The following is a 25,569-nucleotide window of genomic DNA, read 5'->3' as shown; positions in this document are numbered from 1 at the left end:
TTCAGAGCGGCTGACGCCGCCCGTCACCACACCGGGTGCAGCGGAATTACTTGACCTCGACCGAAGCGCCGGCGGTCTTGAGGGACTCGGCAGCCTTGGCTGCGACGTCCTTCGCGACCTTCTCGAGGATCGCCTTCGGCGCGCCGTCGACCAGGTCCTTGGCTTCCTTCAGACCCAGCGAGGTGAGCTCACGCACGACCTTGATGACCTGGATCTTCTTCTCGCCGGCGCCAAGGAGGATGACGTCGAACTCGTCCTGCTCCTCGGCGGCCTCGACGGCGGCAACGCCGACGGCGGCGGCGGCGACCGGGGCGGCAGCCTTAACGTCGAACGTGTCTTCGAAGACCTTCACGAACTCAGAGAGCTCGATGAGGGTCATTTCCTTGAAGTTCTCGAGCAGCTCGTCGGTGCTGAGCTTCGCCATGGTGGCGGTCCTTCCTAATTTTGCGGCAGGGCCGCGCGGTGTGGGGTGGCGGGGGCGATGCCCCCGGCGACCGGGACGGTCGGCTGGGTGAAGCTGGTCCTGCGCCGGCCGGAGCCGGAGCGGATCAGGCCTCCACGGCCTCGGTCTCGGCGGCGGGAGCCGGCTCGCCGGCACCGCCCTGCTCTACCTTGCTGCGAAGAGCTTCCGCGGTGCGGACGAACTCCGTGAGGGGGGCCTGGAAGGTTGCGGCGGCCTTCGCCATCGTCGCCTTCATTCCACCCGCCAGCTTGGCAAGCAGCACCTCGCGGGACTCGAGGTCCGCGAGCTTCTTGATCTCGTCAGCGCTAAGGGCTTTGCCCTCAAGGACACCGCCCTTGATGACGAGAAGAGGGTTCGCCTTGGCGAAGTCACGCAGGCTCTTGGCCGCCTCAACCGGGTCGCCGGAGACAAAGGCCACCGCGGACGGGCCGGCAAGCAGCTCGTCCAGCTCGGTGATCCCGGCCTCATTGGCGGCGATCTTGGTGAGCGTGTTCTTCACCACGGCGTACTGCGTGTTCTCACCGAGGTTGCGACGCAGCTCCTTGAGCTGGGCAACAGTGAGCCCACGGTACTCGGTCAGCAACGCGGCATTGGAGCTACGGAACATCTCCGTGAGCTCGGCGACCGCTGCCACCTTGTCGGGCCTCGCCATAGGGTCGGCCTCCTTCCGTGATGTGGACAACAACCGACCGTCACCGGTCGATCGGAACGCCTGCGGACCTGCCGATACGGTCGTGAGGAAAACAGACAAACAAAAACGCCCCGGCGCAGGCGCACGGGGCGTGAATCACACATCAGTGGAAACTGAAGCGGAAGAACGTCTCTCATACACCTAGCGCGGGTCGTCCGCTTGTCTGCGGATCCTTCGGTCGCGTTGTGCTCCCTGTGCGGTTTCCTTGCGGAGACTTCACGGGCACAGCGCAACGACCGGCGGTCTTTGGCAGTCCATACCGTACGTGACCGACCCGGCGACAGGCAAATCCGGGTCGGTCCACCGCACCGCCGGTGGCTGCGGTCCCTACGGAGCAGCCGTCGGGAGGAGTCCGGGGAGGCTCGACGGAAGGCCGGGGGTGCCTCCTCCACCGGTGAACTGACCGAGGTCGAAGACCTGGTCGGCGGGTGGGGCGGCCAGCTCGACCGGCACCCCGTAGTTCTTGTAGTCACCCTGGAAGACGACCGGGCCGTCAGCGGTCTTCGTGTTGCTCTCCGCGTGCACCGGCAACTTGTCGGGACCTATCCACAGGTCCAGCTTGCCGTCCGCGGTGCCGCCGGTGAAGTGCCGGGACGGGGAGCCGTTGGGCTGTTCCTCGCCGACCTCCCGCAGGTCGCCGGACTGCAGTAGCACGGTGACGGCAGCCAGCGGATCGCCGTGCCGGAGCGCGTCGACCATGAGTTGTCCGATCGCGCCCTGCCCGTCGGGACCCGTATCAGTGGTCGAGGACTTCATCCACCGCGTGCCGGGAGTGCCGTCGGCGCCCATGTTCAGGTAGACCCCCGCGGGGGTGACCCGGGTGACCGTGCGCCCGCCGCCGTCCGCCCCCGACATGGTCAGTTCCCCAGCGGTGCCCCGCTGCCAGTCGACCTTCCCGTCGAGCGTCATCGTCTCGCCCTCACCGACCTTCCGCGTGCCCGAGACCTCCGCCGACTTCCGGGCCGCCGTGGTGGCCCTGGCCTCCTCAAGGAACGCCTTCGCCCTGCCGTCGGCGGCCTTGGCCGGTTTCGCGTCGTCACTGCACGCGGTGAGCCCGCCCAGGGCTGCCACCGCGACGAACGCCGTGATGCCGGCCCCCGCTCTGCGGACTGTGCGGGTGGAAGTGGAGTGCTGCTTCTCGGACATGGTCTGAACCCCGTTCGCGCACCGTCGCTGTCGGACGTCGTGGCCCAGACGGTAGCCCCGGGGTCGGAGCCGCCTGCGGCCTCCCCCCGACCTGTCCGATTCGTCCGTACGGGAAAACAGCGACGGCCCGGTTCCCGCCACCAGTGGTGGCGGGAACCGGGCCGCAGTGCTGAAGGGTCCCGCAGGGCCTGACTCAGGGAGTCAGACTCAGACGTTCTCGTCCTCAGCGTTGAGGTTGCGGATCCGGCTCGGGTCGACCGGCACGCCGGGGCCCATGGTGCTGGAGAAGGCGACCTTCTTCATGAACCGGCCCTTGGAGGAGGACGGCTTGACACGCAGCACCTCTTCGAGGGCTGCGGCGTAGTTCTCGACGAGCTGCTCGTCGGTGAACGACGCCTTGCCGATGACGAAGTGCAGGTTCGCGTGCTTGTCCACGCGGAACTCGATCTTGCCGCCCTTGATGTCGTTCACGGCCTTGGCCACGTCCGGCGTCACGGTTCCGGTCTTCGGGTTCGGCATCAGGCCACGCGGACCGAGCACGCGGCCGAGACGGCCGACCTTGCCCATGAGGTCCGGGGTGGCGACGACGGCGTCGAAGTCGAGACGGCCCTTGGCCACCTCGTCGATGAGCTCGTCGGCGCCGACGATGTCGGCACCCGCGGCGCGGGCTGCCTCGGCACGGTCACCGGTCGCGAAGACCAGGACCCGGGCGGTCTTGCCGGTGCCGTGCGGGAGGATGACCGTGCTGCGGATCATCTGGTCGGCCTTGCGCGGGTCGACGCCCAGACGCATGGCGACCTCGACGGTCGCGTCGAACTTGGCCTTGGAGGTCTTCTTCGCCAGGCGGACGGCCGTGAGCGGGCTGTACAGCGCGTCACGGTCCACCAGGGTGGAGACCTCGCGGTAAGTCTTGCTGCGCTTCACTGATTGCTCCTGGAAGTTCTTGAGAGGAGTCGTGGTGGATGCGGGCCGAAGCATGGCCCTACCACATGGCTCTGCGACGCAGACGCGTCACAGGAGGGGCTGTGTCAGCCCTCGACCGTGATGCCCATGGAACGGGCGGTACCAGCGATGATCTTCGACGCGGCGTCGAGGTCGTTGGCGTTCAGGTCTTCCATCTTGGTCGTGGCGATCTCGCGGACCTGGGCTGCGGTGATGTTCGCGACCTTGGTCTTGTGCGGCTCGCCGGAGCCCTTCTCAACGCCTGCGGCCTTGAGGATCAGGCGCGCGGCCGGCGGCGTCTTCGTGACGAAGGTGAAGGAACGGTCTTCATAGACCGAGATCTCCACCGGCACGATGTCGCCACGCTGCGACTCGGTCGCGACGTTGTAGGCCTTGCAGAACTCCATGATGTTGACGCCGTGCTGGCCCAGTGCGGGACCGACCGGCGGCGCCGGGTTGGCCATACCGGCCTTGATCTGCAGCTTGATGACAGCTGTCAGCTTCTTCTTCTTCGGAGGCATGTTCCGGGTCCTTCGATGCGAGAGTGATTCTCAGGCGCCTCATGATCCGAATTTACGGATACACGCGACGTGGCGCCCACACAACGATAACCGCGTTGTGAAGGCGCCGGTTCCACCGCGGTCCGGGGACCCCTGACAAGAGGGGTCCCCGGGAGCGGAAGCTGTTGGAGCGAAAGGTCGCTCTCAGTTCTTCTGGATCTGGTTGAAGGACAGCTCAACCGGGGTCTCCCGGCCGAAGATCTCCACCAGACCCTTGATCTTCTGCGAGTCCGGGTTGATCTCGTTGATCGTCGCCTGGAGCGTCGCGAAGGGGCCGTCCACGACGGTGACCGAGTCGCCGACCTCGAAGTCGAGGACCTTGACCTCGGTGCGGGACTTGCCCGAACCGTCCGCGGAGGTCGCCTGCTCCTCCTCCGGCGCGAGGATCTTGAAGACCTCGTCGTGGGTGAGCGGGAAGGGCTCGTGCGCGTTGCCGACGAAGCCGGTGACACCCGGGGTGTTGCGCACGGCGCCCCACGACTGGTTCGTGAGGTCCATGCGGACCAGCACGTAGCCGGGGAACTTGTTGCGCTTGACGGTCTTGCGCTGACCGTTCTTGATCTCGACGACCTCTTCCATCGGAACCTCGACCTGGAAGATGTACTCCTCCACGTTGAGGGAGGTCGTGCGGGACTCGAGGTTGGCCTTGACCCTGTTCTCGTAACCGGCGTACGAGTGGATGACGTACCAGTCGCCCGGGGCGCGGCGCAGCGCCTCCCGGAAGTCCTCCAGCGTCTCCACCTGCTCGGCGTCGGGGTCGACCTCGGCCTCAACGGCGGCTTCGACCTCAGCCTCGACGGCCGGCTCCTGGGACTCAGCGTCCGCGTCGTCGCCCGTGGCATCGGAGGGCTTGTCATCCGCAGCGGCGACGATGTCGTCCTGCTCGGCGGCCTCGTCGGCCACAACGGCCTCGGCGACGGTCTCCTCGGGGGCGACCTCCGCCTGCTCGGACAGGGTCCCCGGCTCCTCGACGTCAGTTGCGTCGGGAGTCAGGTTCGGGTCTGACACGGTGGCTGCTTCTTCCTGGATGGAGTGCTGGATCTTGCCGCTCGAAGACACACGGCCGTCGACTTCGCCGGGCGTTAGCCGAAGACGGCGAGTGCCGCCTTGGCGAATCCGAAGTCGAGGAAGTACACGATCGCAATCATGACCAGACAGAAAATGATCACGACGTACGTGTAGGTGAGGAGCTGCTCGCGTGTGGGCCAGACCACCTTGCGCAGCTCGGCGATCACCTGCCGGTAGAACAGGGCCAGTCGCGCGAACGGGCCCTTCTTCTGCTCGGGCTTACCTGAACCGCCGACTGTCCGACGTGTCCGCCCGTTACCCGGGGGGACGCCGTCGGAATCGTCCTGCTCAGGCGTGGCCGTGGAGCCGTAGGCCTCCGTCACTCGTCCTCACCTGATCCGCTCCGGCGGGTCGCCGACAAGGCCGACGCCGCGCTAGCTGCCACTGGATTTCACGCGTGGAACTGCACACAGACCCCGGGGGCCCTGAGGGCCTTACCGAGGTCCGTGTATCGCAGGGCACGAGGGACTTGAACCCCCAACCCCCGGTTTTGGAGACCGGTGCTCTACCAATTGAGCTAGTACCCTTCGGTGGTTCCAACCTAGCCCACAGGCCGGGCGGTTTCCCACCGTGTTTCACCGACAGTCTATAAGAGCCACCATGTTGAGTGGTTGCTCGCCTGGCTGCCAGTGGATGAGTGTACGGGCTGTAGGGCCCCAGGTCGAACACGAGGTCCTGGTTGCCACACGTACGTGAAACCCGGCTGCTTCCTCGCGGGGTCGGGTGGGACGATGCTGCCCATGACGGCTCCTTCCTCCCCCTCCCCCGACAGTTCCCCTACGGCACGGCGTGTCTCCGCCCGGATCGGCGCTATCGCGGAGTCCGCGACGCTCGCGGTCGACGCCAAGGCCAAGGCCCTGAAGGCGGCCGGTCGGCCGGTGATCGGCTTCGGCGCCGGTGAGCCGGACTTCCCGACGCCGGGCTACATCGTCGACGCCGCGGTGGAGGCCTGCCGCGACCCGAAGAACCACCGGTACACCCCCGCCGGGGGCCTGCCCGAGCTGAAGGCCGCGATCGCCTCGAAGACGCTGCGCGACTCGGGCCTTGAGGTCGACGCCTCGCAGGTGCTGGTGACCAACGGCGGCAAGCAGGCCATCTACGAAGCGTTCGCCGCGATCCTCGACCCGGGGGACGAGGTCATCGTCCCCGCGCCGTACTGGACCACCTACCCCGAGTCGATCAGGCTCGCGGGCGGTGTGGCGGTCGATGTCGTCGCCGATGAGACCACCGGCTACCTGGTGTCCCTTGAGCAGCTCGAAGCGGCCCGTACGGAGCGCACGAAGGTCCTGCTGTTCGTCTCCCCGTCGAACCCGACCGGCGCGGTGTACTCCGCGGCGCAGGTCGAGGCCATCGGCAAGTGGGCTGTCGAACACGGCCTGTGGGTGCTGACCGACGAGATCTACGAGCACCTGGTGTACGGCGACGCGAAGTTCGTATCGATGCCGGCCGTGGTGCCGGAGATCCGCGACCGCTGCATCATCGTCAACGGCGTCGCCAAGACGTACGCGATGACCGGCTGGCGGGTCGGCTGGCTCATCGGTCCGAAAGACGTCGTGAAGGCCGCGACCAACCTGCAGTCGCACGCCACCTCCAACGTCTCCAACGTGGCCCAGGTGGCCGCGCTGGCCGCCGTCACGGGCGATCTGTCGGCGGTGCACGAGATGCGCACCGCGTTCGACCGGCGCCGCCACACGATGGTGCGGATGCTCAACGAGATCCCCGGGGTGTTCTGCCCCGAGCCTGAGGGCGCGTTCTACGCGTACCCGTCGGTCAAGGAGGTCCTGGGCAAGGAGATCCGCGGCAAGCGTCCGGCGACCTCCGCCGAGCTGGCCGCTCTGATCCTGGACGAGGTCGAGGTCGCCGTGGTGCCTGGTGAGGCCTTCGGCACTCCCGGCTACCTGCGGCTGTCGTACGCCCTGGGCGACGACGACCTCTCCGATGGTGTCTCGCGCATCGCGCAGCTGCTTTCCGAAGCGAAGTAGCCCTTCCACGCTGAAGGCCCGGTCCCTGGAACCCGGGAGGGCGGACCGGGCCTTCGGCGTACCGCCCACTGGACGAATTGCCTGCTTAGAACCCGATTGTCATCACCGGTTCGGGTTACGGATGCCCAACGCCCCCGGCTCGCCGGCCCGATCGGTCATCATCGGGGGATGGATCAGCGCGTGCGTGACGTGTCCCTACTCCCCAAGGCCCATCTCCACCTGCACTTCACCGGTTCGATGAGACCGTCGACGCTGCTCGACCTGGCCGACCGGTACGGCGTGCACCTGCCCGACGTGCTGACCTCGGGCACTCCGCCGAAGCTGCGGGCGACCGACGAACGCGGCTGGTTCCGCTTCCAGCGGCTGTACGACATCGCCCGGTCGTGTGTCCGCACTGCCGGCGATGTGCACCGGCTGGTCCTGGAGGCCGCCGAGGACGACCGGGCGGAGGGCTCAGGATGGCTGGAGATCCAGGTCGACCCCACGTCGTACGCCCCCCGGCTCGGCGGTCTGACACCGGCCGTGGAGACCATCCTGGACGCGGTTGAGGCCGCGACCCGGGAGACCGGTGTCGGGATCGCCGTCGTCATCGCGGCGAACCGGACGAAACACCAGATGGAAGCGCGCACCCTCGCCCGCCTCGCAGCCCAGTACACGGGCCGGGGTGTTGTGGGGTTCGGCCTGTCCAACGACGAGCGGCGGGGCCGGGCGGGCAGCTTCGAGAAGGCTTTTGAGATCGCCCGGCACGCCGGTCTGTTCGCCGATCCGCACGGCGGCGAGCTGGACGGACCGCGCAGCATCCGGGAGTGCGTGAACCTGCTCGGCGCCCGGCGGCTCGGGCACGGGGTGCGGGTGGCCGAGGACACGGAGCTGCTCGCCGAGGTCGTCCGCAAGCGCATCGTGTGCGAGGTGTGCCCCGCCTCGAATGTGGCACTCGGCGTCTACGACAACCCCGGAGAGGTGCCGCTGCGGACCCTCTTCGACGCCGGAGTGCAGATCGCTCTCGGTGCGGACGACCCGCTCCTGTTCGGTTCCCGGCTCGTGGCGCAGTACGAGACCGCCCGTACGGTCCACGGCTTCACGGACGCCGAACTCGCCACGCTGGCCCGGCAGTCGATCCTGGGATCGGTGGCGCCGTTCGAGGTCCAGCGGAAGCTGCTCGACGGTGTGGACGACTGGCTCGACTGAGGGAACGGAAGAGCCGGTGGGCCACCCTCAAGGTGAGAGCGGCCCACCGGCTCTGCGCACAGGGCCGTCAGACGGTCACCTTCACCGAGGCCTCAACTGGGGCCGCAACCGGGGTCTCAACCAGGGTCGCAACCGGGGTCACCGCAGCTGTGCCGACCCGGCTCACCTGCCGGGGCAGCAGCAGCGCGAACCCGGCGGCCAGCGCAGTGGCGGTCGCGCCCACCCACAGGGCCGGGGTCAGCCCGTCCAGGAAGGCCTCCGGTGAGGTGAAGCCGCCGTAGCTGGAGAACACCGAGGCCAGTACGGCGATCCCGAGCACCCCGCCGAGCTCGCGCAGGGCGTTGTTCGCGCCGGAGGCGATGCCCCGCTCGGCCGGACGGACGGCGCCCATCAGCAGGTTCGCGGTAGGTGCGAAGTACAGCGCCATGCCGGCGCCGGAGAGCACCAGGGCGGGCACCTGGGCGGCGTAGGACACGCTCGGGCTGGCGATCAGTGCGTACCAGGCCAGTCCGGTCGCGGACATCGTCAGGCCGGCGACGACCAGGGTCCTGCCGCCGAAGCGGGCCGACAGGAACCCGGTGAGCGGCGCGATCAGGACCGGCATCGCCGTCCACGGCAGGGTCCGGACGCCGGCTTCGAGCGGCGAGTAGCCCTGGACGCCCTGGAAGAACTGGGTGAGCAGGAAGATCGAGCCGAACACCCCGGCGAACATCAGCAGGCCCGAGGCGTTCACAGCCACCACCGCGCGGTTGCGGAAGAAGTGCATCGGCAGCATCGGCTGGGCCACCCGGCGCTCCCAGACCACGAAGGCCCCCACGAGGACGGCTCCGGCCACGATCGGGCCGGCGACATGGGCGCTGGTCCAGCCGTCGCCGTGGCCGCGCACCAGGCCGAATACGATGCCGAGCAGGCCCAGGCTGATCAGTCCTGTGCCGACAAGGTCGAGCCGCGGGTTCGCACCCTTGCTCTCGGCCAGTTTTGTCCAGGCGAGCGGCAGCAGTGCCAGGCCGATCGGTACGTTCAGCCAGAAGATCCACTGCCAGGAGCCGTGCTCCACGATCGCGCCACCGACCAGCGGGCCGACCGCGATGGACAGACCGTTGATGCCGCCCCAGACGCCCAGGGCGACCGCACGCTTCTCCGCTGACACGGCGGCAGTGAGTAGGGTCAGGCTGAGCGGCAGCAGGGCGGCGGCACCGACGCCCTGGACGGCGCGGGCGGCGATCAGCGCGCCGCTGCCCGGCGCGATCGCGGCGAGGGCCGAGGCCGCGGTGAACACCGCGAGGCCGAAGGTGAACATCTTGCGGCGGCCGAACCTGTCCCCCAGGGCCGCGCCGAGCATCAGGAGGACCGCGAAGGTGAGGGTGTAGCCGTTGACCGTCCATTCGAGCTCTTCGATGCCCGCGCCGAAGTCCGCCTTGATGGACGGCAGAGCGGTCGTGACGACCAGGTTGTCCAGGCCGGCCATGAAGACGGCCGCACCGGTGATTATCAGCGTCCACATGGCTTTGCGCGGCGCCTGGGTCTTGGTGCCTGCTCCGGTCGTGGTCACGACTCCCCCTTGCTAGTTATTGGTAACTAACTTGTCTTCTCGGACGAAAGCTCTGCTCAGGCAGTGCGATCGGATCGTTCAGTGCCGCTGCATGCACATCGGGCAGTGCGGGTGTTCACCGTGCGCCTTGGGGCCCAGGTCGTAGCGCTCGGCGGGCAGGTCGAGCGCGGCGACCACATTGCACATCATGCCCATGGCCATGAAGCCGACGGCCTCGTCGTCGTCGGCACCGGACAGTTCCTGGACGGTGCCGCGCATCCGCTCCCAGCTGACCCGGGCGATCGCCTGGATCTCCGGGTCCTGCGCGGAGGCGACGTACTGCTGCATCTGCATCAGGAGCGTTTCGCGGTCCGCGGCGAGAAGCTGCCCGTACGCCCGGCCCATGGCGTGCATGGCCTCGTGGCCGCGCAGCCCTTCGGCTGCCTTGGTGAAACAGTCCTCAACCCTCGCCGTGCACAGCTCGATCGCGGCGAGGAACAGTGCCTTCTTGGTCGGGAACAGCCGGAACAGGTACGGCTGAGACACCCCGACCCGGTTGGCGATGGTGGTGGTGGACGTGCCGTGCAAACCACCGACGGCGAACTCGGACAGTGCGGCACGGACGACGTCGACACGTCGTTCGTCTGCGCTCATCCGGATGGCGCCAGCTTTAGGTGCGGGGCTCATATCCAGTAAGTTAGCGGTCACTAACTTGACGTGTCAACGGGTCTTCCGTACGGAATTCCCGATCGTTGAACCGGCCTAGAGCTCGACGCCGACGAAGACCGGCTCGTTGACCAGTTCGACGCCGAAGGCGTCGCGGACGCCGTCACGGACCTCACGGGCCAGGGCGAGCAGGTCTTCGGTCTTGGCCGCGCCGCGGTTGGTCAACGCCAGGGTGTGCTTGGTGGAGATCCGCGCCGGTCCGGTGCCGTGGCCCTTGGTGAAGCCGGCCTTGTCGATGAGCCACGCGGCCGAGGTCTTGACCCTGCCGTCAGCAGCGGGGTGCTGTGGGACACGGACGTCCGTGCCGAGTTTTCCCTGTGCCCGGACTACGAGTTCGGCGAACTGATCCACAGTCAGGATCGGGTTCGTGAAGAACGACCCGGCACTCCAGGTGTCGTGGTCGTCGGCGTCCAGGACCATGCCCTTGCCGCGACGGAGCTCCAGAACGGCCTCGCGGGCGGCGGCGACCGGCACCCGCCCGCCCGTCTCAACTCCGAGTGTGGCGGCCAGCTCGCCGTATTTCACCGGGGCGGACAGACCACCCTGGTCAGTCAGCTGGAAGTGCACCCGCAGGACGACATAGCGGCTGTTGTTCTTGAAGATGCTGTGCCGGTAGGTGAAGCCGCACTCCGACGGGTCGAGCATGACCATCGACTTGCGTTCGCGGTCGTACGCCTCGACCAGCACGATCGTCTCCGCGACCTCTTGGCCGTACGCGCCGACGTTCTGCACCGGGGTCGCCCCCGTGCGGCCCGGAATGCCGGCCAGGCACTCGATCCCGGCCAGTCCCGCGTCGACGGCCTTGGTCACCACGTCGTCCCAGACCACACCGGCGTCGACGCTGAGCATGCCGTCGGCGTCTATCGTCAGGCCCGCGGTGGCGATCCGCACGACGACACCGTCGAAGCCGTCGTCGCCGATCACCAGGTTGCTGCCGCCGCCCAGGATCAGCAACGGCGTGCCGTGGTCGTCGGCGTCGCGCACCACGGACACGACCTCGGCCGTAGTGGCGGCCTTGTAGTAGCGCCGGGCCGGGCCGCCCAGACGCAGAGTGGTCAGGGGGGCCAGGGGCTCATCGTCATGGTGATGCACCCGCACAGAGTACGGGGGCATCAACGGTGACCGCTGTCAGACCAGCTGGACGACGGCGCGGGGTACTCCGAGGACCTTCGTGCCACCGCTGGTGACCGTCAGGTCGACCCGTACGCGACGGTCGTCGAGCTTCACCGCGACCTTGCCGGTGACCTCGATCAGCGCGCCGGGCTCATCAGTGCCCGTGGTGTCCGGAACGACGACCGGCTTGGTGAACTTGGTGCCGTACTCCACCACAGCGGCCGGGTCGCCGACCCAGTCGGTGACCACCCGGACCGCCTGGGCCATGGTGAACATGCCGTGCGCGATCACGTTCTCCAGGCCGACGCCCTTGGCGAAGGTCTCGTTCCAGTGGATCGGGTTCAGGTCGCCGGACGCGCCCGCGTAGCCGACCAGGCTCTTGCGGGTGACCGGGAAGGTCTGCGCGGGCAGCAGCGTGCCGACCTCGACGTCGTCGTACGAAATCTGTGCGGCCATGGCTTCAGACCTTCTCTGGGGCGCGGGCGACCAGCGTGGACCAGGCGCTGACGACATGCGAGCCGGCCGCGTCGGCGATGTCCGCGCGGATGGTGACGATGTCGTTGCCGGCCAGCGACTTGATGTTCTCGACCGTACTGACCACGGTCAGGCGGTCCCCCGCGACGATCGGCCGGGTGTACGCGAACTTCTGCTCGCCGTGCACCACCCGGGACCAGTCGAGGCCGAGTTCGGGGTCGGTGACGACCCGCTGGGCGGCGTCCAGGGAGACGATGACCACAAAGGTGGGCGGGGCGATCACGTCGCTGTGGCCGAGCTTCCGGGCTGCGGTCGGATCGCTGTACGCCGGGTTGGTGTCGCCCGCAGCTTCGGCGAACTCGCGGATCTTCTCCCGGCCGACCTCGTACGCCTCAGTGGGCGGGTAGGTCCGGCCGATGAACGTGGGGTCCAGCGGCATGCGCGGCTCTCCTTCACACGGGGGTGGGCACAGGTGGACTCTGGCACAGCGGCCCGGGACGCGGCGCGTGGGGCACCGGGTGCCAGGCAAAGCACGTGGTGCCCGGGGCACGGGGCCCGGGGCACGGGGCACGGAGCACGGAGCACGGAGCACGGAGCACGGAGCACGGAGCTGGATACGCGAACGAGGCCGCTCCCTGAAAACAGGGAGCGGCCTCGTCGTTGCTGTGGGACCTGCTAGGTCAGCGGGTCTCGCGGTGCGCGGTGTGCGAGTTGCACCAACGGCAGTGCTTCTTCATCTCAAGACGGTCCGGGTCGTTGCGCCGGTTCTTCTTGGTGATGTAGTTGCGTCGCTTGCACTCCACGCAGGCCAGCGTGATCTTAGGGCGAACATCAGTGGCAGCCACGGGAATGCCTTTCCTTGTTGATTGGTGATAACTCAGCAAGACAAACCGGTGCGAGGTTTCCCTCGACCGGCTTCCTTGGTAGCGGCGACCGGACTTGAACCGGTGACACAGCGATTATGAGCCGCTTGCTCTACCAACTGAGCTACGCCGCTGAGATGAACTGCGCCCTGCCCCACAGGCGGGACTGGAGCTTTTCACCAGAGCCCCCATGCGGAATCGAACCGCAGACCTTCTCCTTACCATGGAGACGCTCTACCGACTGAGCTATAGGGGCGAACGGGGAAAACCTTACACGGCCACCCGCCCGCAACGGAAATCCATTGCGGAACAGCTGCCAGCACGAGGTAGTACCCATGGTCTCACCTGCACAAACACCTGTTTCCGGCGGGGTTCGGCACCGGGCTCAGCGCAGGGCTGAGCGCAGAGCTGAGCGCAGGGCTCAGCGTGGAGTCCAGGAGCGGACGCACAGGTCCGCCGCAGCGGCCTGCGCGTAGAGCGCGGCAGCCAACCAGATCTTCGCCACAGCGTCCGGATCCGCGGCTGTCAACCGTCCGAAGACATCGCGCCCCCGGTCGGCGGCGGCCCGGAGCAGGGCGTCCAGGACCGCGGCCCCGGTGGGCAGACCGCTCCGGCGCAGCAGTGCGGCGTCGGCGCCCGCCGAGACGGCGGACAGGGCGAGGACCCGGCGCCCGCCGGCGACCGCCCGTTCCACGTGCCGGGTCAGCAGGTCCAGGCGCACGTCAGGGGCACTGTCTGCCGGGAGGTGCGGGAGGGGGCCCGGCTGGGGCAGATCGGCGTGCTGGAGGCGGTCCAGGCCGAGGTCGAGGTGGTCCTCTCCGTCGGGGAGGCGTACGGCGAGCACCCGCACGGCGGCTTTGCCCCCGGGCACCAGGCGGCCGATCAGCCGGAGGGGGAGTCCGGGCCGCGCGGCGAGCAGTCGCAGGTTGTCCCGGTAGGCCAGGACCGGGTGGTCGTGTGCGGCGAGCAGGTGGACGGTGGTGCCGCCGCAGTCGGCCAGCGTGGCGGCCCCCTCGGGTCCGAGGATGGTGACGTCGAGGAACAAGAGGTCGGAACCGGCCGGACGCTGGTCGGGTGCTTCCTGGAGGGCTGCGACGGCGCGGGCCGCCTGTTCGGCGACCGGGGTCTCCCACAGTCGCGTGAGCGGCGGTTCAGTCCAGGCCGCTCCCCCGGCCCGGACCCCGCGGACTCCGGCGCCCGCGCCGAGCCGGCCGGTGGGCGACACGGTGGCCCCGGAGAGGACAAGGCCCTGGCGGCCGAGGGACCGGTGGTCGATCGCGGTGTCGCCGAGCCGGACAGCCCGTCCTGCGGCACCGACGGCCCGGTCGGGACCGCCGGGGGCGACGTCGCCGACCGTGCGGACACGCCCGTCGGTGTCGGCGGTGTAGGTGACCGCTCCGGCGTAACCGCGGCTGGTCAGGACAGGTTCGGTGAACAGGCCGTAGAGGCGCAGGGATCCGCCGTTCGCGTAGGACTGCCTGGCGGTGCCCGCCGCAGCGGTGCCGGCGGCGTCCAGGAGGTCCCGGAGGGCGTCCACGAGGTCTGCGAGCCGGAAGCCGGGGTCCGCCTCCTGCGGCATCCGGGCAGTGTCGGCGCGGGCGGAGCGCAGTGCGGTGACCGTACGGACGGCTGCCGCCGAGCCGCGGTGCAGCCCGGCGAGGCGGGCGGTGTGCGCGGCGCGGAGGAGCCCCGCCTGGAGGACGGCCCCTGCGCCGGGGATTCCGGCGTCGAGCACGGCGGATCCGGCTGTCCACAGGCTGTGGACAGCCGGGTGCGTTTCAGCCGGCTCGGGCGGTACGGGGTCCGCCGGGCCTTCGGTCGTCACCAGCGGTTCAGCCGGCTCTGCGGATTTCGGCGACCCTGCGGATTCCGGCGGCTCCGCCGGCCCCGCGTGGGCGGGCGCGGCCGAGACTGCCGCAGCGCGGTGGACGCAGGCCGGTGCCAGCAGGCAGCCGCACACGACCGCGTCAGTCGTCCGTACGACCCCTTCTGTTGTCAGGAGCGTCAGTTCCGTCTCGTCGTCCACAGCGAGCCGGAAGGTCTGCCCGTCGGCGGTGACCGGCCTTCCGGCGAGTTTGACCACCGCCGCGTCGAGTCGTTTGCGCAGGCGTGGCGACAAGCCCTCAACGATCTCCGCCACCACTTCGAGGGCGACGGGAGGCAGCGTGGTCATCGGACCTTTTCTCCGATCCAGCGGGCGAGTTCGGTCGGGCTGAGCGCGGCCACCGGCATTCCGGCGGCGACCAGTTGCCCCGCGACCGCCGTCGAGTAGCGGGGTTTTCCGACGTCGTCCAGGCTCGCGCAGCCCAGGAGGTGGCAGCCGGAGCCGACGAGCGTGCGGACTTCGCTGAGCAGCCCGCCGAGCGGCCCGCCCTCCTCGAAGTCGCTGACCACCGCGATGAGCGTGCGGGACGGGACGGTGACCAGCTCGCGGGCGTGGCGCAGGCCAGCCGCGATGTGGGTGCCGCCGCCGACGCTGATTTCGAGCAGCAGCCCGAGGGGGTCGTGGACGTGGTCGGTGAAGTCGACGACCTCGGTCGAGAAGGCCAGGAAATGGGTTGTCAGGGCGGGCACTCCGGCCAGGATCGACGCGGTGAGCGCCGACCACACGGTGGAGGCCTCCATGGATCCGGAGACGTCCACCACGAGGATCAGCCGCCAGTCGGCGCTCCGCCGGGCCTTCGTCCGGAAGACCGGGCGTTCGGGTATGAGGGTGACGCTGCCGTCGGGTCGCGGGCGCGCGGTGGCGAGGTTGGCGCGGACCGTCCGGGCCAGGTCCAGGCCGCCGCCGGGCCGCCGGCTCGGCCGGGGCAGGGTGATGCCGGTGAGCGCGGGCCGGAGTTGCGTCGCGAGTTCGCGGGTGAGTTCGGCGACGATCCGGTCGACCAGCGGCCGGAGCCTGGCGATACGGCCTTCCGGCAGGCCGCCAGCGTGGGCGAGGATCATCCGCAGGAGGTCCACGGAGGGCCGGACCGCCGCCGGGTCGAGGCTGTCGAGCACGTCAGTACGCCCCGCTCCGACGGCTGCGGCGAGGACTTCCTCACGCACGTTCTCACCGAACAGGTCGGCGAGGTCCGTGGACCATTCGCGGACGCCCGGGTAGGAGCGTTCACGCGAGGCTCCGACGCCCAGGTCGCCCCGGGAGCCTTCCCCGCGCCCGGTGCCGTACAACTCGTCGAGGGCGGTGGCGAGTTGCCGGGCGGGGCCGTCGAGTTCGCGGCTCCGACGGCCGAGGATGAGACGCCAGCGGTCGGGCGGGGTTATCGAGTGACGCCCGTAGGGTTTTGTGGTCGGTTCGGGCTGAATCAGTTCTGATGTTTCATCAGGGAGCAGTCCGCGCGAGGAAAGCAGGGCCCGGGCGGCCTGGTCGGCACACGTCGCAGCGGCTAGCGCCGCCGGGTCGGTCTCCAGGCCGATGCGACCGCCGAGTTGCTCCTCTACCACCGCGCACAGGCGGTCCCGGGCGGCCGGGCTGAGCGCGTCGAATCCGCCACGTAGTGCCGGGAGTCGCGGCAGGAACTCCCCGTCGGGCAGTGCGCTGATCCGGTCGAGGAGGGGAGTGAGGGCGTCGGCTGCGGCGTCGAGCAGCGGGCCTGCCGCGATGAGCAGGCCGGTGAGGTTTCCGGTGAGCGCACGGCGGGCTTCCGGAGTGGTGGCGGTATCGACCCATGAGGCGATGCGGGTGCCGAAGACGGCGGCGTCCTCCTGCCCGAGGAGGGTTCGCACGGCTCCCGCCGCGCCGCGCATCAGCGGCGATCCGTCGGCGGACAGGCGGGCGAGGGCGTCGGCGAGGCGGACTCCGCCGGACACGTCGGCGCGGCGGGCGAGTTCGGCCAACGCACGGGCGTCGTCCAGGTCTTCGGAGCCGGTCAGCCCGTCGAGGGCGCGGACGGCTGCGGCAGCGAGGTCGTCGAGCACCGGGCCGGCTTCGGGCCGGGCCGCAAGCCCCGCGATGTGGCCGTTGCGCAGCCGGTCCACCAGGGCGGCCGCCTGGAGCAGTTCGGGGAGAGTGCCGGTTGCCGGGAGGGATTCCCGTACGTCATTGAGCAATTCGGCAGTCAGGCCGGGAAGTGCGCAGGAAGCCGCTTGTTCAAGGGCGTTGAGCAGCTGGCCCGCGGTCGGGCCACCGTCGGCGCGGGCCCGGTGGCGCTGCTCGCGGAGGACGCCTTCCGCTGCCTGTGCGGCGGTCACGCCGCGCATCCCCGCGAACTCCAGCATTGCGGCAGCCGTCGGGGTCCACGTCAGGGTCCAACGGCTGCCGAGGGCTTCGGTTCCCCCGACGCCTTGCACGTCGCGCCTTTCCCCGTACGGAATCCGACAGGTCGTCAGCTGTTGGAGCAGGACCTCGCGGCGCAGGTCCTGGCCACCGCGCAGCGGGTCGAGACGCAGTTCGCGGACTGTCGGGTCATGCGGACCCGGAAGGTTGAGGGCCCGCAGTTCGGCCTCGACGGCCGGAGCCAGGCCGCTGCGTGGCGCTTTTGCGGTGGGGCGGCCGACGCGCGTGCCGACGAGTACGCGCTCCAGCGCTTTGGCCACCGCCCTTCCCCGGCCCAGGGTTTCGCCGTGGGTGAGGACGGTTTCGACAGCTTCGACGAGCTCGCCGCGCCCCGGTGCGGGCAGGCCGCGCAGCCGGGCGAGGTCACCGGACACACGGACCAGTTCGCGGGCGTCCGGCGGCCCGGAGGGGTGGCCGAGGGCGCGCAGTTCGGCGCAGATACGCACCGCCGTACGGGTCAGTGCCTCATGGACGGCGGCAGGGTCGCCGGCAGCTTCGTAGACCTCCTGCTGCCACTCCGGGTCCCTGATGCCCGCCGGGTAGCCGGAGCGGCTGTCGAGGAGTGCGTGGGTGTACGGGATGAGGGAGGTGGTGACGTCTGCCTGCGCCGGTATCCGCGGTTGTTCGGATTCGGGGTCGGGTTCGGGGTCGGGTTCGGGGTCGGGTTCGGGGCGGGTGAGGTCGAGCAGCGCGGCGGCGTGGAACGATCCCACGACGGCGGCGACCCTGACCTCCCCGGCCTCCCGGACGCACTGCCGCATCCACGCTTCACGGCGCAGGTCCTGTCCGGTGGTCCGGCCGTCCTGCCGCAGCGCCCAGCCGACGGCGAGCGCGGCCCGGCGCAGCTGTTCCGGCGTCGAACCTGGAGCCGGGGCTTCGACGAGGCGGTCCCACAGATCGTCGTCCCGCCCGGACGCCCTCCTGCGCAGCGCCGCGTGGAGGGTCGACCGTACGACGTCCTGATGCGATGAGCCGGGGTGCGTTCGCCGGGAAAGCGCAGCTTCACCGGGGGGTTTTGGGGTTGTCCCCCGGGAAGGCGCAGTGTCTTCCGCCCGCAGGGCGAGCGGCAGGTCGCACGCGCGGGCGGGCACCCCGTGCCGGGCCGCCCAGCGCAGCGCCGCCAGCTCCGGGGAGAAGTCGGCGAAGGGATAGAAGCCGAGGCCGTACGGGCCGACCCCCGCCAGGGCGACGGGGGCCTTCGTATCCTCATGGGCCAGCCACTCCAGCCAGGGCTGCATCTCCACGGGGAGTTCGACCAGGAGCACGTCGGGTTGTGCGGCTTCGAGGATTGCCGGCATGGCGGCGGCGAGGGCCGGGGAGTGGTGGCGGACGCCGATCAGGTGGGGCGCCTCGCAGGCGACCAGCGTGTCGACGTCGCGGAGTTCCTCAGGCCAGGACATCGCGCAGGTCCCACAGCGTGCGCCAGGTCGCCGAACCCAGCTCGGCGCGGCGACGGACCGCACCGTCCCAGTAGCCCAGGAGCCGGGCCGCGTCGGCCGGGTCGTCCTTGCGGACGACTCCGAGGAGGTGGCCGGGCAGCAGCCCGAGCACGTCCCGGTCCGACGGGAAGTACGCGGAGGCGAGCCCCAGGGCGCCGGCCACCGCAACCGCTTCCGCGGTGCTGAGCACCGTGGACGGCCGCTCCACCTCCCAGCCCTCCGCCGAGCGTCCCGTACGGAGATCCCGGAACGCGGTGACCAGGGCCTCCAGGACAGCGTCGTCCACCGCGTAGGCCGCACCCGTGCGTTCGACCGTGATCGTCGCCTGGCGGCGGACCAGGTCGGTCTCGGCGTCCAGGTCGGCGATCGGGCCGACGGTCTCGAAGTTGAAGCGCCGTTTGAGCGCGGCCGACATCTCGCTGACGCCCTTGTCCCGCAGGTTGGCGGTGGCGATCAGCGCGAAGCCCGGGGCTGCGTACAGCTGCGCTTCGGCGGTTCCCGCGAGTTCCGGTACGGAGATGCGCCGTTCGGACAGCAGGGAAACCAGGGCGTCCTGGACTTCGGGCAGGCAGCGGGTGACCTCCTCGACCCGGGCCACCGCGCCGGTGGTCATCGCGGTGAGGACCGGCGACGGGACGAGGGCCGCCCGGCTGGGGCCCTGGGCGAGCAGCAGGGCGTAGTTCCAGCCGTACTTGAGCTGGTCCTCCGTGGTGCCCGCTGTCCCCTGGACGGTCAGCGAGCTGGTCCCGCAGACCGCTGCGGCAAGGAGCTCGGACAGCATCGACTTGGCCGTGCCCGGTTCGCCGACGATCAGCAGGCCGCGCTCCCCTGCGAGTGTCACGACGCAGCGTTCGACCAACGAGCGTTCGCCGACGAACTTCTGACTGATCGCCAGTTTTGTACGGCCGGCCGTCAAGGCTCCCTCGCTGCCCATCACGAAGATGACAACGGCCTGCGGGGTCAGCCGCCAGCCAGGCGGGCGCGGCCCTGTGTCGTACGCGGCGAGGAACTCCAGCTCCGCGGCGAACTTCTCCTCGGGCGGGACTATCTGCTGGGCGGGCTGTTGGGCTGTCTGCTTTGCGGTCTGCTGTGCCGTGCTCACTTGCGGCCCTTCCTGGGTGTCGTCTTCAGTTCTTCCAGACCGGGCGCGTCTCCGTCGTTGACCCGTTGCCAGGCCTGCCGGAACAGCTCCGCGACGGGCGTACGGACCAGGAGCGGCGTGTCGTTGAGCACCCGGCAATGGCCGTCCTTCCACGTCTCGACCGGCGGCGCGGGGTTCTTGTGCGCGTGCCAGCCGCCGGGCAGGAACAGGGTGCGCCCGGCACGGGCGCGCTTGGCCTCGACCACCAGGTCGGTGGCGGCGAGTTCGGTGCGGGACTTCTTGAGCCTGGCGGGCTTCCAACTGGTCCAGCGAGCCACGTTGCGGTCGCTCGGGTCCGGCAGGGTGAGCAGTTGGAGGTAAAGGGCCGCCGCGTCCGTAGTGATTCCGTACGCCGTCTCGACTTCCTGGACCAGCACGGGCACCGACAGTGTCGGGTCCTGTGGGTAGCCGGTGAACCCTCCGTCTTGTTCGAGAAGCCGGTCGAGGCCGTCGCCGAGCAGGGTGTGCACCACGTCGAGGTCGGTGCGGTCCGTGAGGCTCAGCAGCCGGGCCAGCTCCGGATCGTCAGGGCCACTGAAGGCGGCGGGACGGAAATGCAGGACCCGTGAGCCGTACCGGGCCCGGACCAGCAGCAGCGCGTCGCTGATGCGGACCAGGTCGTCGGCGCCCTCACCCCCGGTCTCCGGCAGCCCGGCGGCGAGCCGCAGCGACACCCAATCGTCTGTGGTCGTGCTGCCCGCGCACAGCCACAGACCGGGGTCGGCGATCCTGGTCCGCAGCGCCGTCACCGCATCGGCCAGCTTGGCCCGCAGCCCGTCACCGTAGGGCAGTCGGTAGGCCAGCCACCTGATCGTGTCGACGGCACCGCGCAGGTCGCCCGGGACCGTCGTGGGGTCTTCGGCGGTCAGCTCGCCGTCGGCGTCGGGGCGATGTTTGCTCGTCCCGGTGATCCACCGCTCGTGGGCCGGGTTGAGCAGCGCGTCGGCCGTGTGGACGCTGGGCTTCGTGCCGTAGTAGGAGCTGCCACCCGCCGCCTTCAGCTCCCGGGCCACCTCGTCGGACAGCCGGACGAGCCGCCCGAAGTGCTGCGTCCAGACCGCTGCCGCGGCGGCGATGTCGGGCCCTGCGGTCCACAGCTGTTCCGGCTCGGCGGGGACGAGCGCGTCGAGCGTTGCGTCCCGGTGCACACCGCTCCGCCGCGAAAGCAGGTTGCGGGCTATCTCGACTTCGACGGACTGGCAGCCGGTCGTCGCGCGGACGAGGTCGCAGCCGAAGTCGGTCTTGTCGTTGTACGAGTCGTGCGCCGGCAGTCCGGCGAGCAGCAGGGCGGCCTCGACTCGAGTGAGCCCCGTCGCTTCGGCGAACTCCGTGTCCAGCCCGGGGCGCCACGGGGAACCTCCGTGCTCGCGGGTCAGCCGGACGAGGGCCCGCACGTCCTCCGCCGGGGTCGTGTCCGCGCTCTGCCCGCCCGGGGGGCGCCCCCCGGACTCCCGGGTGAAACGTGTCTCGCTCTCGACGGTGAACCCGGCGACGCCCTCGAACTTCCCGGACGGGTCGTGGTCCAGCACCTCCCAGCGGCCCAGTTCCTGCTCGCGGTTCCAGCCGTAACGGGTTTGCGCCTTCCACAGGAAGACGATCGTGCGGTCGCCGTTGCGCAGCACCTGTCCGACGCGGTTCTTCGTACGGGGATCCTCGCTCAGGACGACCGTGCGGATCATTCCGTCGGGCCGGGCGAACACCCCTGAGTCGAATGCCTCCAGGACGGAGAGCAGCGCGTCACGGTGTTCGTCGGAGCAGCCCGGCAGGGCGGCCCGGACGGCCATCTGGCCTTGGATCCCGAGCATCGGCAGCCAGCCCTGGTCGCACTTCGGCACCGCCCCGACGGGGCCGTCCGCCCATCCCTCTGGCCATTCCCGGCCGTCGAGGAGCGCCTTGACCGCATAGATCTGCGGCAGGATCGTCCACCGGTGGGCGGAGCCGTAGTAGCTGTGGGAGGAAAGCTCGGTCAGGCCCTGGACAGCCGCGCGGATGACGTCGTCGTATGCGTTCGGGACGCCGGTGCCCACCAAGACGACGGGTTTCGACTCCCCGCTCTGCTTCTCCGGCACACCGAACGCGGCCAGCCGGTCGGCGGTCCGGCGGGCGGCGCGGACGATGCCGGCGACGCCCAGGGTCAGCCGGTCGTGGGTGATCCCGGCGAGGACCGCCGCACGGGGCAGCGGGTCGCGTCCGGGCCGTTCCTTGACGTCTTTTGGTACGGCCTTCTCGGCTGCGACGGCGTCCTGATGGATCCGGGTCGCCGCGGTCAGCATTGCTGCCGCCTGCTCGTCGGTGACGGCCCGCAGCACAGTCGAACCAGCCTCGTCGCGGGGGCTCATCGCGTGCCAGAAGGCGTGGTGCGGCAGGAGGTGTGTGCCGGCCCGGAAGTCGTTCCCGCCGTCGATGACGCTGAGCGCGGTCGCGCCGTCCCACAGGCGCAGGGTTCCGGTTGCGCTGCGTGTGACAACAGGGGCCGCTCCCCCGGGCAGCCGGAGCGCGCCCAACGGTGTGGCGTCGGCCTCCCACGAGTTCTCCGGAACGAGCGTGGCGGCGGACATGCGGACGGTGTTTCCATCGGTCGTGCCCGCGGTGACGGTGTCGCCGTCCCGGCGGGCCCAGCAGCCCAGGAGCCCGCCGCCGGTGCCGAACGGGCTTCCCTCCAGGCCCGGTTGCACCGGGAGGAGCTCGCAGGCGTGCGGCAGGAGCGTGCCGCCGTCGGCCACCGCCGCGGCGAGGAAACCCGGCAGCGACGCGCGGCCCCTGGCCCCGGTGGCCGGGTCGTATTCGACCCAGGTCCGGCCGGATCCAGGGGTTTCAAGCGCCCAGTACGACGTGCCGTCAGTGATGATGCGGCTCTCCCGGGGCCACACGGTGTCCCCGGCGTGGACGGCCCGGCCGCCCGTGGTCCGCCCCCCGCCTGGCAGCGGCACAGACTGTGGTTGACCGCCCGAACGGCCGTCCCGGAAGGAGTCGCCGCCGAGGGTGAAGACCTCGGTCGGCCGGTTCGACCAGTACGCCCGCTGCGTGGCGTCTTCGCGGACCCACCAGGTGACCAGCAGCTCACCGTCGACGTAGCGGAAGCAGGGGTGTGACTTGGCCCGCTGGTGCGCGGGAATGCGCAGTTCGTGTTCGAGCAGGACACCACGGGGGCCGACCACCACGGCCTTGTCGGCAGTGCTGAGGATGAGCTCCGGCCAGGATTCGAAGTAGTCCCGTACGGGCCCGCCCAGCCGTTCGACCGCTTCCTCCAGCGCCTGCCAGCCGAGCTCGTCGAAGATGCCGGCGCGCAGCGTGCGGGCGAGTCGCGGCACAGCGGAGACCGCCCGGACGCGGGCTGTGGTCTGCGGGGCGATCTCACCGCAGACCCGGGCGAACGGACGCATCCGGTCCAGGATTTCGTCAGTGGCCGGGATGCCCTCAGCCTGCTCCAGGGCGGTCGCCTGGGTGTCCAGCCAGTCGACGAGGATGCCACCGAGCAGCGGGTGCCCTGCTATCTGCCCGATCAGGTCCTGGGCGTCCGCGCTGCTGCGGAAGGCACCGACGGCGTCCTTCAGTAGCGGATAGAACCGTTGGTCGGCGGCGATCGCGACGAGGTCCTGGTGGTCCGTCCTGCCGTCTGTGAGCCAGGCGCCGAGAGTGAGGTGGGTACCGGACGGCGGGTCGGCCAGCGGGACACCCGCCGCCAGGAACCCGTCGATGAGGTCGATGTCCGTAGCCCGCTGACCGATCAGCTGGACGGGAACGCCGTCTGCCTTGAGCCGCGGGATCATCCGCGCCGCGAGCACGCGGGTCCCGGTCGTCCAGCCCTGCGGGCGGTACTGCCCCAGCCAGCGGACCAGCCACTCGGCGGCGCGGCCTGGCACGGGGGGCTCGCCGGTGGGCGGGTGCTTGGCGCCGGTGGAGGTCGGGAGCTCTTCGGCGCTGGTGGACGTGAGCGGTTCCTCGGCACCGGTGGACGTCAGCAGTTCGAGCCACAATGCCTCGGTCTCCGCCGCGTTCCCGTAACCCGGCGGGTTCGGCATGAGTTCCAGGAGCCGGTTTTTGATCCCGCCATCTGTCACGGCCATCGCGGACAGCGGCTGCCGGGTCGCCTTCCAGAACGTCAGCGGAGCCCGCGCGACTGATGGCGCGGCCAGCAACTCCTTGATGAATGCCTGCTGTTCGGCATCAACGTTGAGCCCACTCGCTTTGATCATCGAGCGGGCGTCCTCAGCAAGCCCCGCGAACGGCGGCATCCCCGCCGTGCAGCGCTCCAGGCACAGTCGCCGGAACTGCGGCCACGCCTGCGCCGGTCCGACGCGGCGGGTCAGGTCCTTTGCGTACTCCTTCAGCGCCTTTACGGTGAGCGCCCCGGCGAAGGCGAACTCCAGGAACACCGCGCGCAGCCGGTCCTCGTCGACGGGGAGGTTGTGCACCCGCTCGGCTTCACGGGCCTTGCCGAAGAAGGTCGCCGCGTAGGTCGCGTTGTCGTGCGCGAGGAAGATGCGCGCGGCCTGCTCATAGAACGTCGGTAGAAAATGCGGCACGGCCCGCCCGAGCCGACGGCCCAGTTCGTCGAAACCGTCCCTGGCGTGCCCCGGCTTGTTCTTCGCCTGCCGGTCGAGCCGTTCGATGTCCGGGACCAGCGCGAGCGCATGGTGCCCGTTGGCCGGGTCGTTGACCAGCGCCCACGCGGGGAAGCCGAGGGACTCACGGCGGACCTGGCCGACCTCGACCGGTTCGCCTTCGCGTTCGAGCCCGAGGAACCCGGCGGCCAGGTCCTCGGCGTCGCCCAGGGTCTGCGGGACCAGCCGGACTATTCGTCGTCCGCCCAGTGCCAGGTGGCCGTAGGTGCGAGCAGTCAGCCCGTCCACGTCGTCGCCGGACGCCGTGCCGGGCAGTAGCACCGCGCCCGCGTCCAACAGTGCGTCATTCATGCCGCCGCGCCTTTCTCTGCTTCACGGCCGGCGAACAGCACGGCCCCCATGCGCATGCCTTCGGACCAGGCGACAGGCCCGACGTCGGCGAGTTTCAACTGCTTCCCCGCGGCGTACCAGGACAACGCCCCGGTCTCCGTCTCGTAGTACGGATCGTGGTCGCCGAGCCACATGCGGGTCTCGACGGCACGACCGTCCTCGACCGTGGTGCACACCGCGTCGCCACCCCGGACTGCGTAACCGTGCTGTGTCGTGCGGGCGAGCAGGAAGCGCAGTTGGGCGTAGTGGCCGCCGTTGAACTCCCACACGGCGGTGCTCTGTGGATCTAGGTCAGCGGGCTTGGTCCACACCTCGCGGTACAACTGCCCGGCCTGCTGTTCGACGCCCAGCTCGACGGCGAACTCGCGCAGGTCGGCGAGGTCCGCCAGGAGCACCGGGTGTGGAATCCGCACGACGTCCGCAGTGATCCGTACGGTGTCCCCGTCCAGATCGACCACGCCGACGCCGCGCTCCGCGTCGGCGTCACGCAGGAAACCGGCTGTTCCCTCCACGTCGACCACCAGGTCGCGCAGCACCGTCCGCCAGGCGGGATCGGCCCAGACCTGGGCGAGCAGCGCGGCCGGGACCGGCAGTGAGCGGACCATCCACCGCTCGACGTTCTCCAAGCATTCACGTTCATGCCGTTGCAGCCAGTCGGTCAGCTGCCACAGGCTGAGGACCGCCGGGTCGTCCTTGAGTTTCGGCGGCACGGATTTCAGCCGCTTGCCGGCCTTGTTGCGACAGACGACGTGTCCGTCTTCCAGCGCGACTTCGTAGTCGCCGGTGCGCACCCAGCCCATGCCGACACTCCCCATGTGTGGTGGCGGCCCCCCAATCGGCGGAACCAGCCGAACACGACCAGGCACGGGCAACTCGGGGCAAGAGATGACAGCCCGTGCTCCGGCCGCGATCGGATGGCTGAAACGCTATCCCCATGCACCGACAACCAGGTGAAGCCCCTGGGTTCTCGCTGGACGCGGACCCTGCGGTACGTCACGCTCTGATAACAAG

Annotated in this window: 20 protein-coding genes and 3 tRNA genes; 2 read left to right on the top strand and 21 right to left on the bottom strand. The window is 69.9% G+C overall.

The features are described 5' to 3' along the window. Window positions 1-46 precede the first annotated feature (46 nt). The 8 genes from rplL to AC0Z36_RS00785 all read right to left on the bottom strand — a co-directional run bounded on the left by rplL (window position 47) and on the right by AC0Z36_RS00785 (window position 5,397). A complete protein-coding gene (gene rplL, locus AC0Z36_RS00820; RefSeq protein WP_485460625.1) occupies window positions 47-424 on the bottom strand; it encodes a 50S ribosomal protein L7/L12 in 378 nt (125 codons plus the stop codon). 124 nt (window positions 425-548) lie between these two features. After that, entirely contained in the window at window positions 549-1,115 is a 567-nt protein-coding gene (gene rplJ, locus AC0Z36_RS00815) for a 50S ribosomal protein L10 (protein ID WP_485460624.1), read from the bottom strand. A gap of 366 nt (window positions 1,116-1,481) precedes the next feature. Next, entirely contained in the window at window positions 1,482-2,300 is an 819-nt protein-coding gene (locus AC0Z36_RS00810; RefSeq protein ID WP_485460623.1) for an SCO4651 family lipoprotein, read from the bottom strand. A 207-nt stretch (window positions 2,301-2,507) separates the two neighbouring features. Next, a complete protein-coding gene (rplA, locus tag AC0Z36_RS00805) occupies window positions 2,508-3,224 on the bottom strand; it encodes a 50S ribosomal protein L1 (protein WP_485460622.1) in 717 nt (238 codons plus the stop codon). A gap of 104 nt (window positions 3,225-3,328) precedes the next feature. After that, the gene (gene rplK, locus AC0Z36_RS00800) at window positions 3,329-3,763 is read right to left on the bottom strand and encodes a 50S ribosomal protein L11 (RefSeq protein ID WP_485460621.1); all 435 of its coding nucleotides are present in this window, start codon (window positions 3,761-3,763) and stop codon (window positions 3,329-3,331) included. A 183-nt stretch (window positions 3,764-3,946) separates the two neighbouring features. Beyond that, window positions 3,947-4,810, bottom strand: a complete 864-nt coding sequence (nusG, locus tag AC0Z36_RS00795; RefSeq protein WP_485460620.1) for a transcription termination/antitermination protein NusG — start codon at window positions 4,808-4,810, stop codon at window positions 3,947-3,949. A gap of 74 nt (window positions 4,811-4,884) precedes the next feature. Continuing rightward, complete coding sequence (secE, locus tag AC0Z36_RS00790; protein ID WP_485460619.1) at window positions 4,885-5,193, bottom strand: preprotein translocase subunit SecE; 309 nt, start codon at window positions 5,191-5,193, stop codon at window positions 4,885-4,887. A 131-nt stretch (window positions 5,194-5,324) separates the two neighbouring features. Continuing rightward, window positions 5,325-5,397: transfer RNA gene (locus AC0Z36_RS00785), tRNA-Trp, on the bottom strand. A gap of 213 nt (window positions 5,398-5,610) precedes the next feature. Between AC0Z36_RS00785 and AC0Z36_RS00780 the strand changes: the two genes are divergently transcribed. Continuing rightward, a complete protein-coding gene (locus AC0Z36_RS00780; protein WP_485460618.1) occupies window positions 5,611-6,852 on the top strand; it encodes a pyridoxal phosphate-dependent aminotransferase in 1,242 nt (413 codons plus the stop codon). Window positions 6,853-7,020: 168 nt separating this feature from the next. Next, complete coding sequence (locus AC0Z36_RS00775; protein WP_485460617.1) at window positions 7,021-8,040, top strand: adenosine deaminase; 1,020 nt, start codon at window positions 7,021-7,023, stop codon at window positions 8,038-8,040. Window positions 8,041-8,107: 67 nt separating this feature from the next. Here AC0Z36_RS00775 and AC0Z36_RS00770 read toward each other — a convergent pair whose 3' ends face one another. The 13 genes from AC0Z36_RS00770 to AC0Z36_RS00710 all read right to left on the bottom strand — a co-directional run bounded on the left by AC0Z36_RS00770 (window position 8,108) and on the right by AC0Z36_RS00710 (window position 25,358). Beyond that, window positions 8,108-9,544, bottom strand: coding sequence for a DHA2 family efflux MFS transporter permease subunit (locus AC0Z36_RS00770; RefSeq protein WP_485460671.1), 1,437 nt, complete (start codon window positions 9,542-9,544; stop codon window positions 8,108-8,110). A 126-nt stretch (window positions 9,545-9,670) separates the two neighbouring features. Continuing rightward, complete coding sequence (locus AC0Z36_RS00765; RefSeq protein WP_485460616.1) at window positions 9,671-10,258, bottom strand: TetR/AcrR family transcriptional regulator; 588 nt, start codon at window positions 10,256-10,258, stop codon at window positions 9,671-9,673. A gap of 75 nt (window positions 10,259-10,333) precedes the next feature. Further along, window positions 10,334-11,389, bottom strand: a complete 1,056-nt coding sequence (locus AC0Z36_RS00760) for a UDP-N-acetylmuramate dehydrogenase (RefSeq protein WP_485460615.1) — start codon at window positions 11,387-11,389, stop codon at window positions 10,334-10,336. A 36-nt stretch (window positions 11,390-11,425) separates the two neighbouring features. After that, entirely contained in the window at window positions 11,426-11,866 is a 441-nt protein-coding gene (locus tag AC0Z36_RS00755; RefSeq protein WP_485460614.1) for a MaoC family dehydratase, read from the bottom strand. A gap of 4 nt (window positions 11,867-11,870) precedes the next feature. Then, window positions 11,871-12,323, bottom strand: a complete 453-nt coding sequence (locus AC0Z36_RS00750) for an FAS1-like dehydratase domain-containing protein (RefSeq protein ID WP_485460613.1) — start codon at window positions 12,321-12,323, stop codon at window positions 11,871-11,873. A gap of 241 nt (window positions 12,324-12,564) precedes the next feature. After that, entirely contained in the window at window positions 12,565-12,729 is a 165-nt protein-coding gene (gene rpmG, locus AC0Z36_RS00745; RefSeq protein WP_485460612.1) for a 50S ribosomal protein L33, read from the bottom strand. A gap of 76 nt (window positions 12,730-12,805) precedes the next feature. Next, window positions 12,806-12,881 (bottom strand) — tRNA-Met (locus AC0Z36_RS00740). Between the two features lie 49 nt (window positions 12,882-12,930). Further along, window positions 12,931-13,003, bottom strand: a tRNA-Thr gene (locus tag AC0Z36_RS00735). Between the two features lie 165 nt (window positions 13,004-13,168). Continuing rightward, window positions 13,169-14,920, bottom strand: coding sequence for a hypothetical protein (locus tag AC0Z36_RS00730; protein WP_485460611.1), 1,752 nt, complete (start codon window positions 14,918-14,920; stop codon window positions 13,169-13,171). Continuing rightward, entirely contained in the window at window positions 14,917-18,423 is a 3,507-nt protein-coding gene (locus AC0Z36_RS00725) for a DUF5682 family protein (RefSeq protein ID WP_485460610.1), read from the bottom strand. Before AC0Z36_RS00725 ends, AC0Z36_RS00730 begins: the two co-directional genes overlap by 4 nt. After that, window positions 18,410-19,564 carry an ATP-binding protein gene (locus tag AC0Z36_RS00720; RefSeq protein WP_485460609.1) on the bottom strand — a complete coding sequence of 385 codons (1,155 nt, stop codon included), beginning with the start codon at window positions 19,562-19,564 and terminating at the stop codon, window positions 18,410-18,412. Before AC0Z36_RS00720 ends, AC0Z36_RS00725 begins: the two co-directional genes overlap by 14 nt. Next, window positions 19,561-24,519, bottom strand: coding sequence for a hypothetical protein (locus tag AC0Z36_RS00715; protein WP_485460608.1), 4,959 nt, complete (start codon window positions 24,517-24,519; stop codon window positions 19,561-19,563). The genes AC0Z36_RS00720 and AC0Z36_RS00715 overlap by 4 nt, the downstream gene beginning before the upstream one ends. Beyond that, the gene (locus tag AC0Z36_RS00710; protein WP_485460607.1) at window positions 24,516-25,358 is read right to left on the bottom strand and encodes a DUF4132 domain-containing protein; all 843 of its coding nucleotides are present in this window, start codon (window positions 25,356-25,358) and stop codon (window positions 24,516-24,518) included. Before AC0Z36_RS00710 ends, AC0Z36_RS00715 begins: the two co-directional genes overlap by 4 nt. Between the last annotated feature and the right edge of the window lie 211 nt (window positions 25,359-25,569).

The organism is Kitasatospora sp. UYEF31, assembly GCF_057291755.1.
Note: the sequence above shows the minus strand (reverse complement) of the source record. Positions and strands in the feature narration are given on the sequence as shown.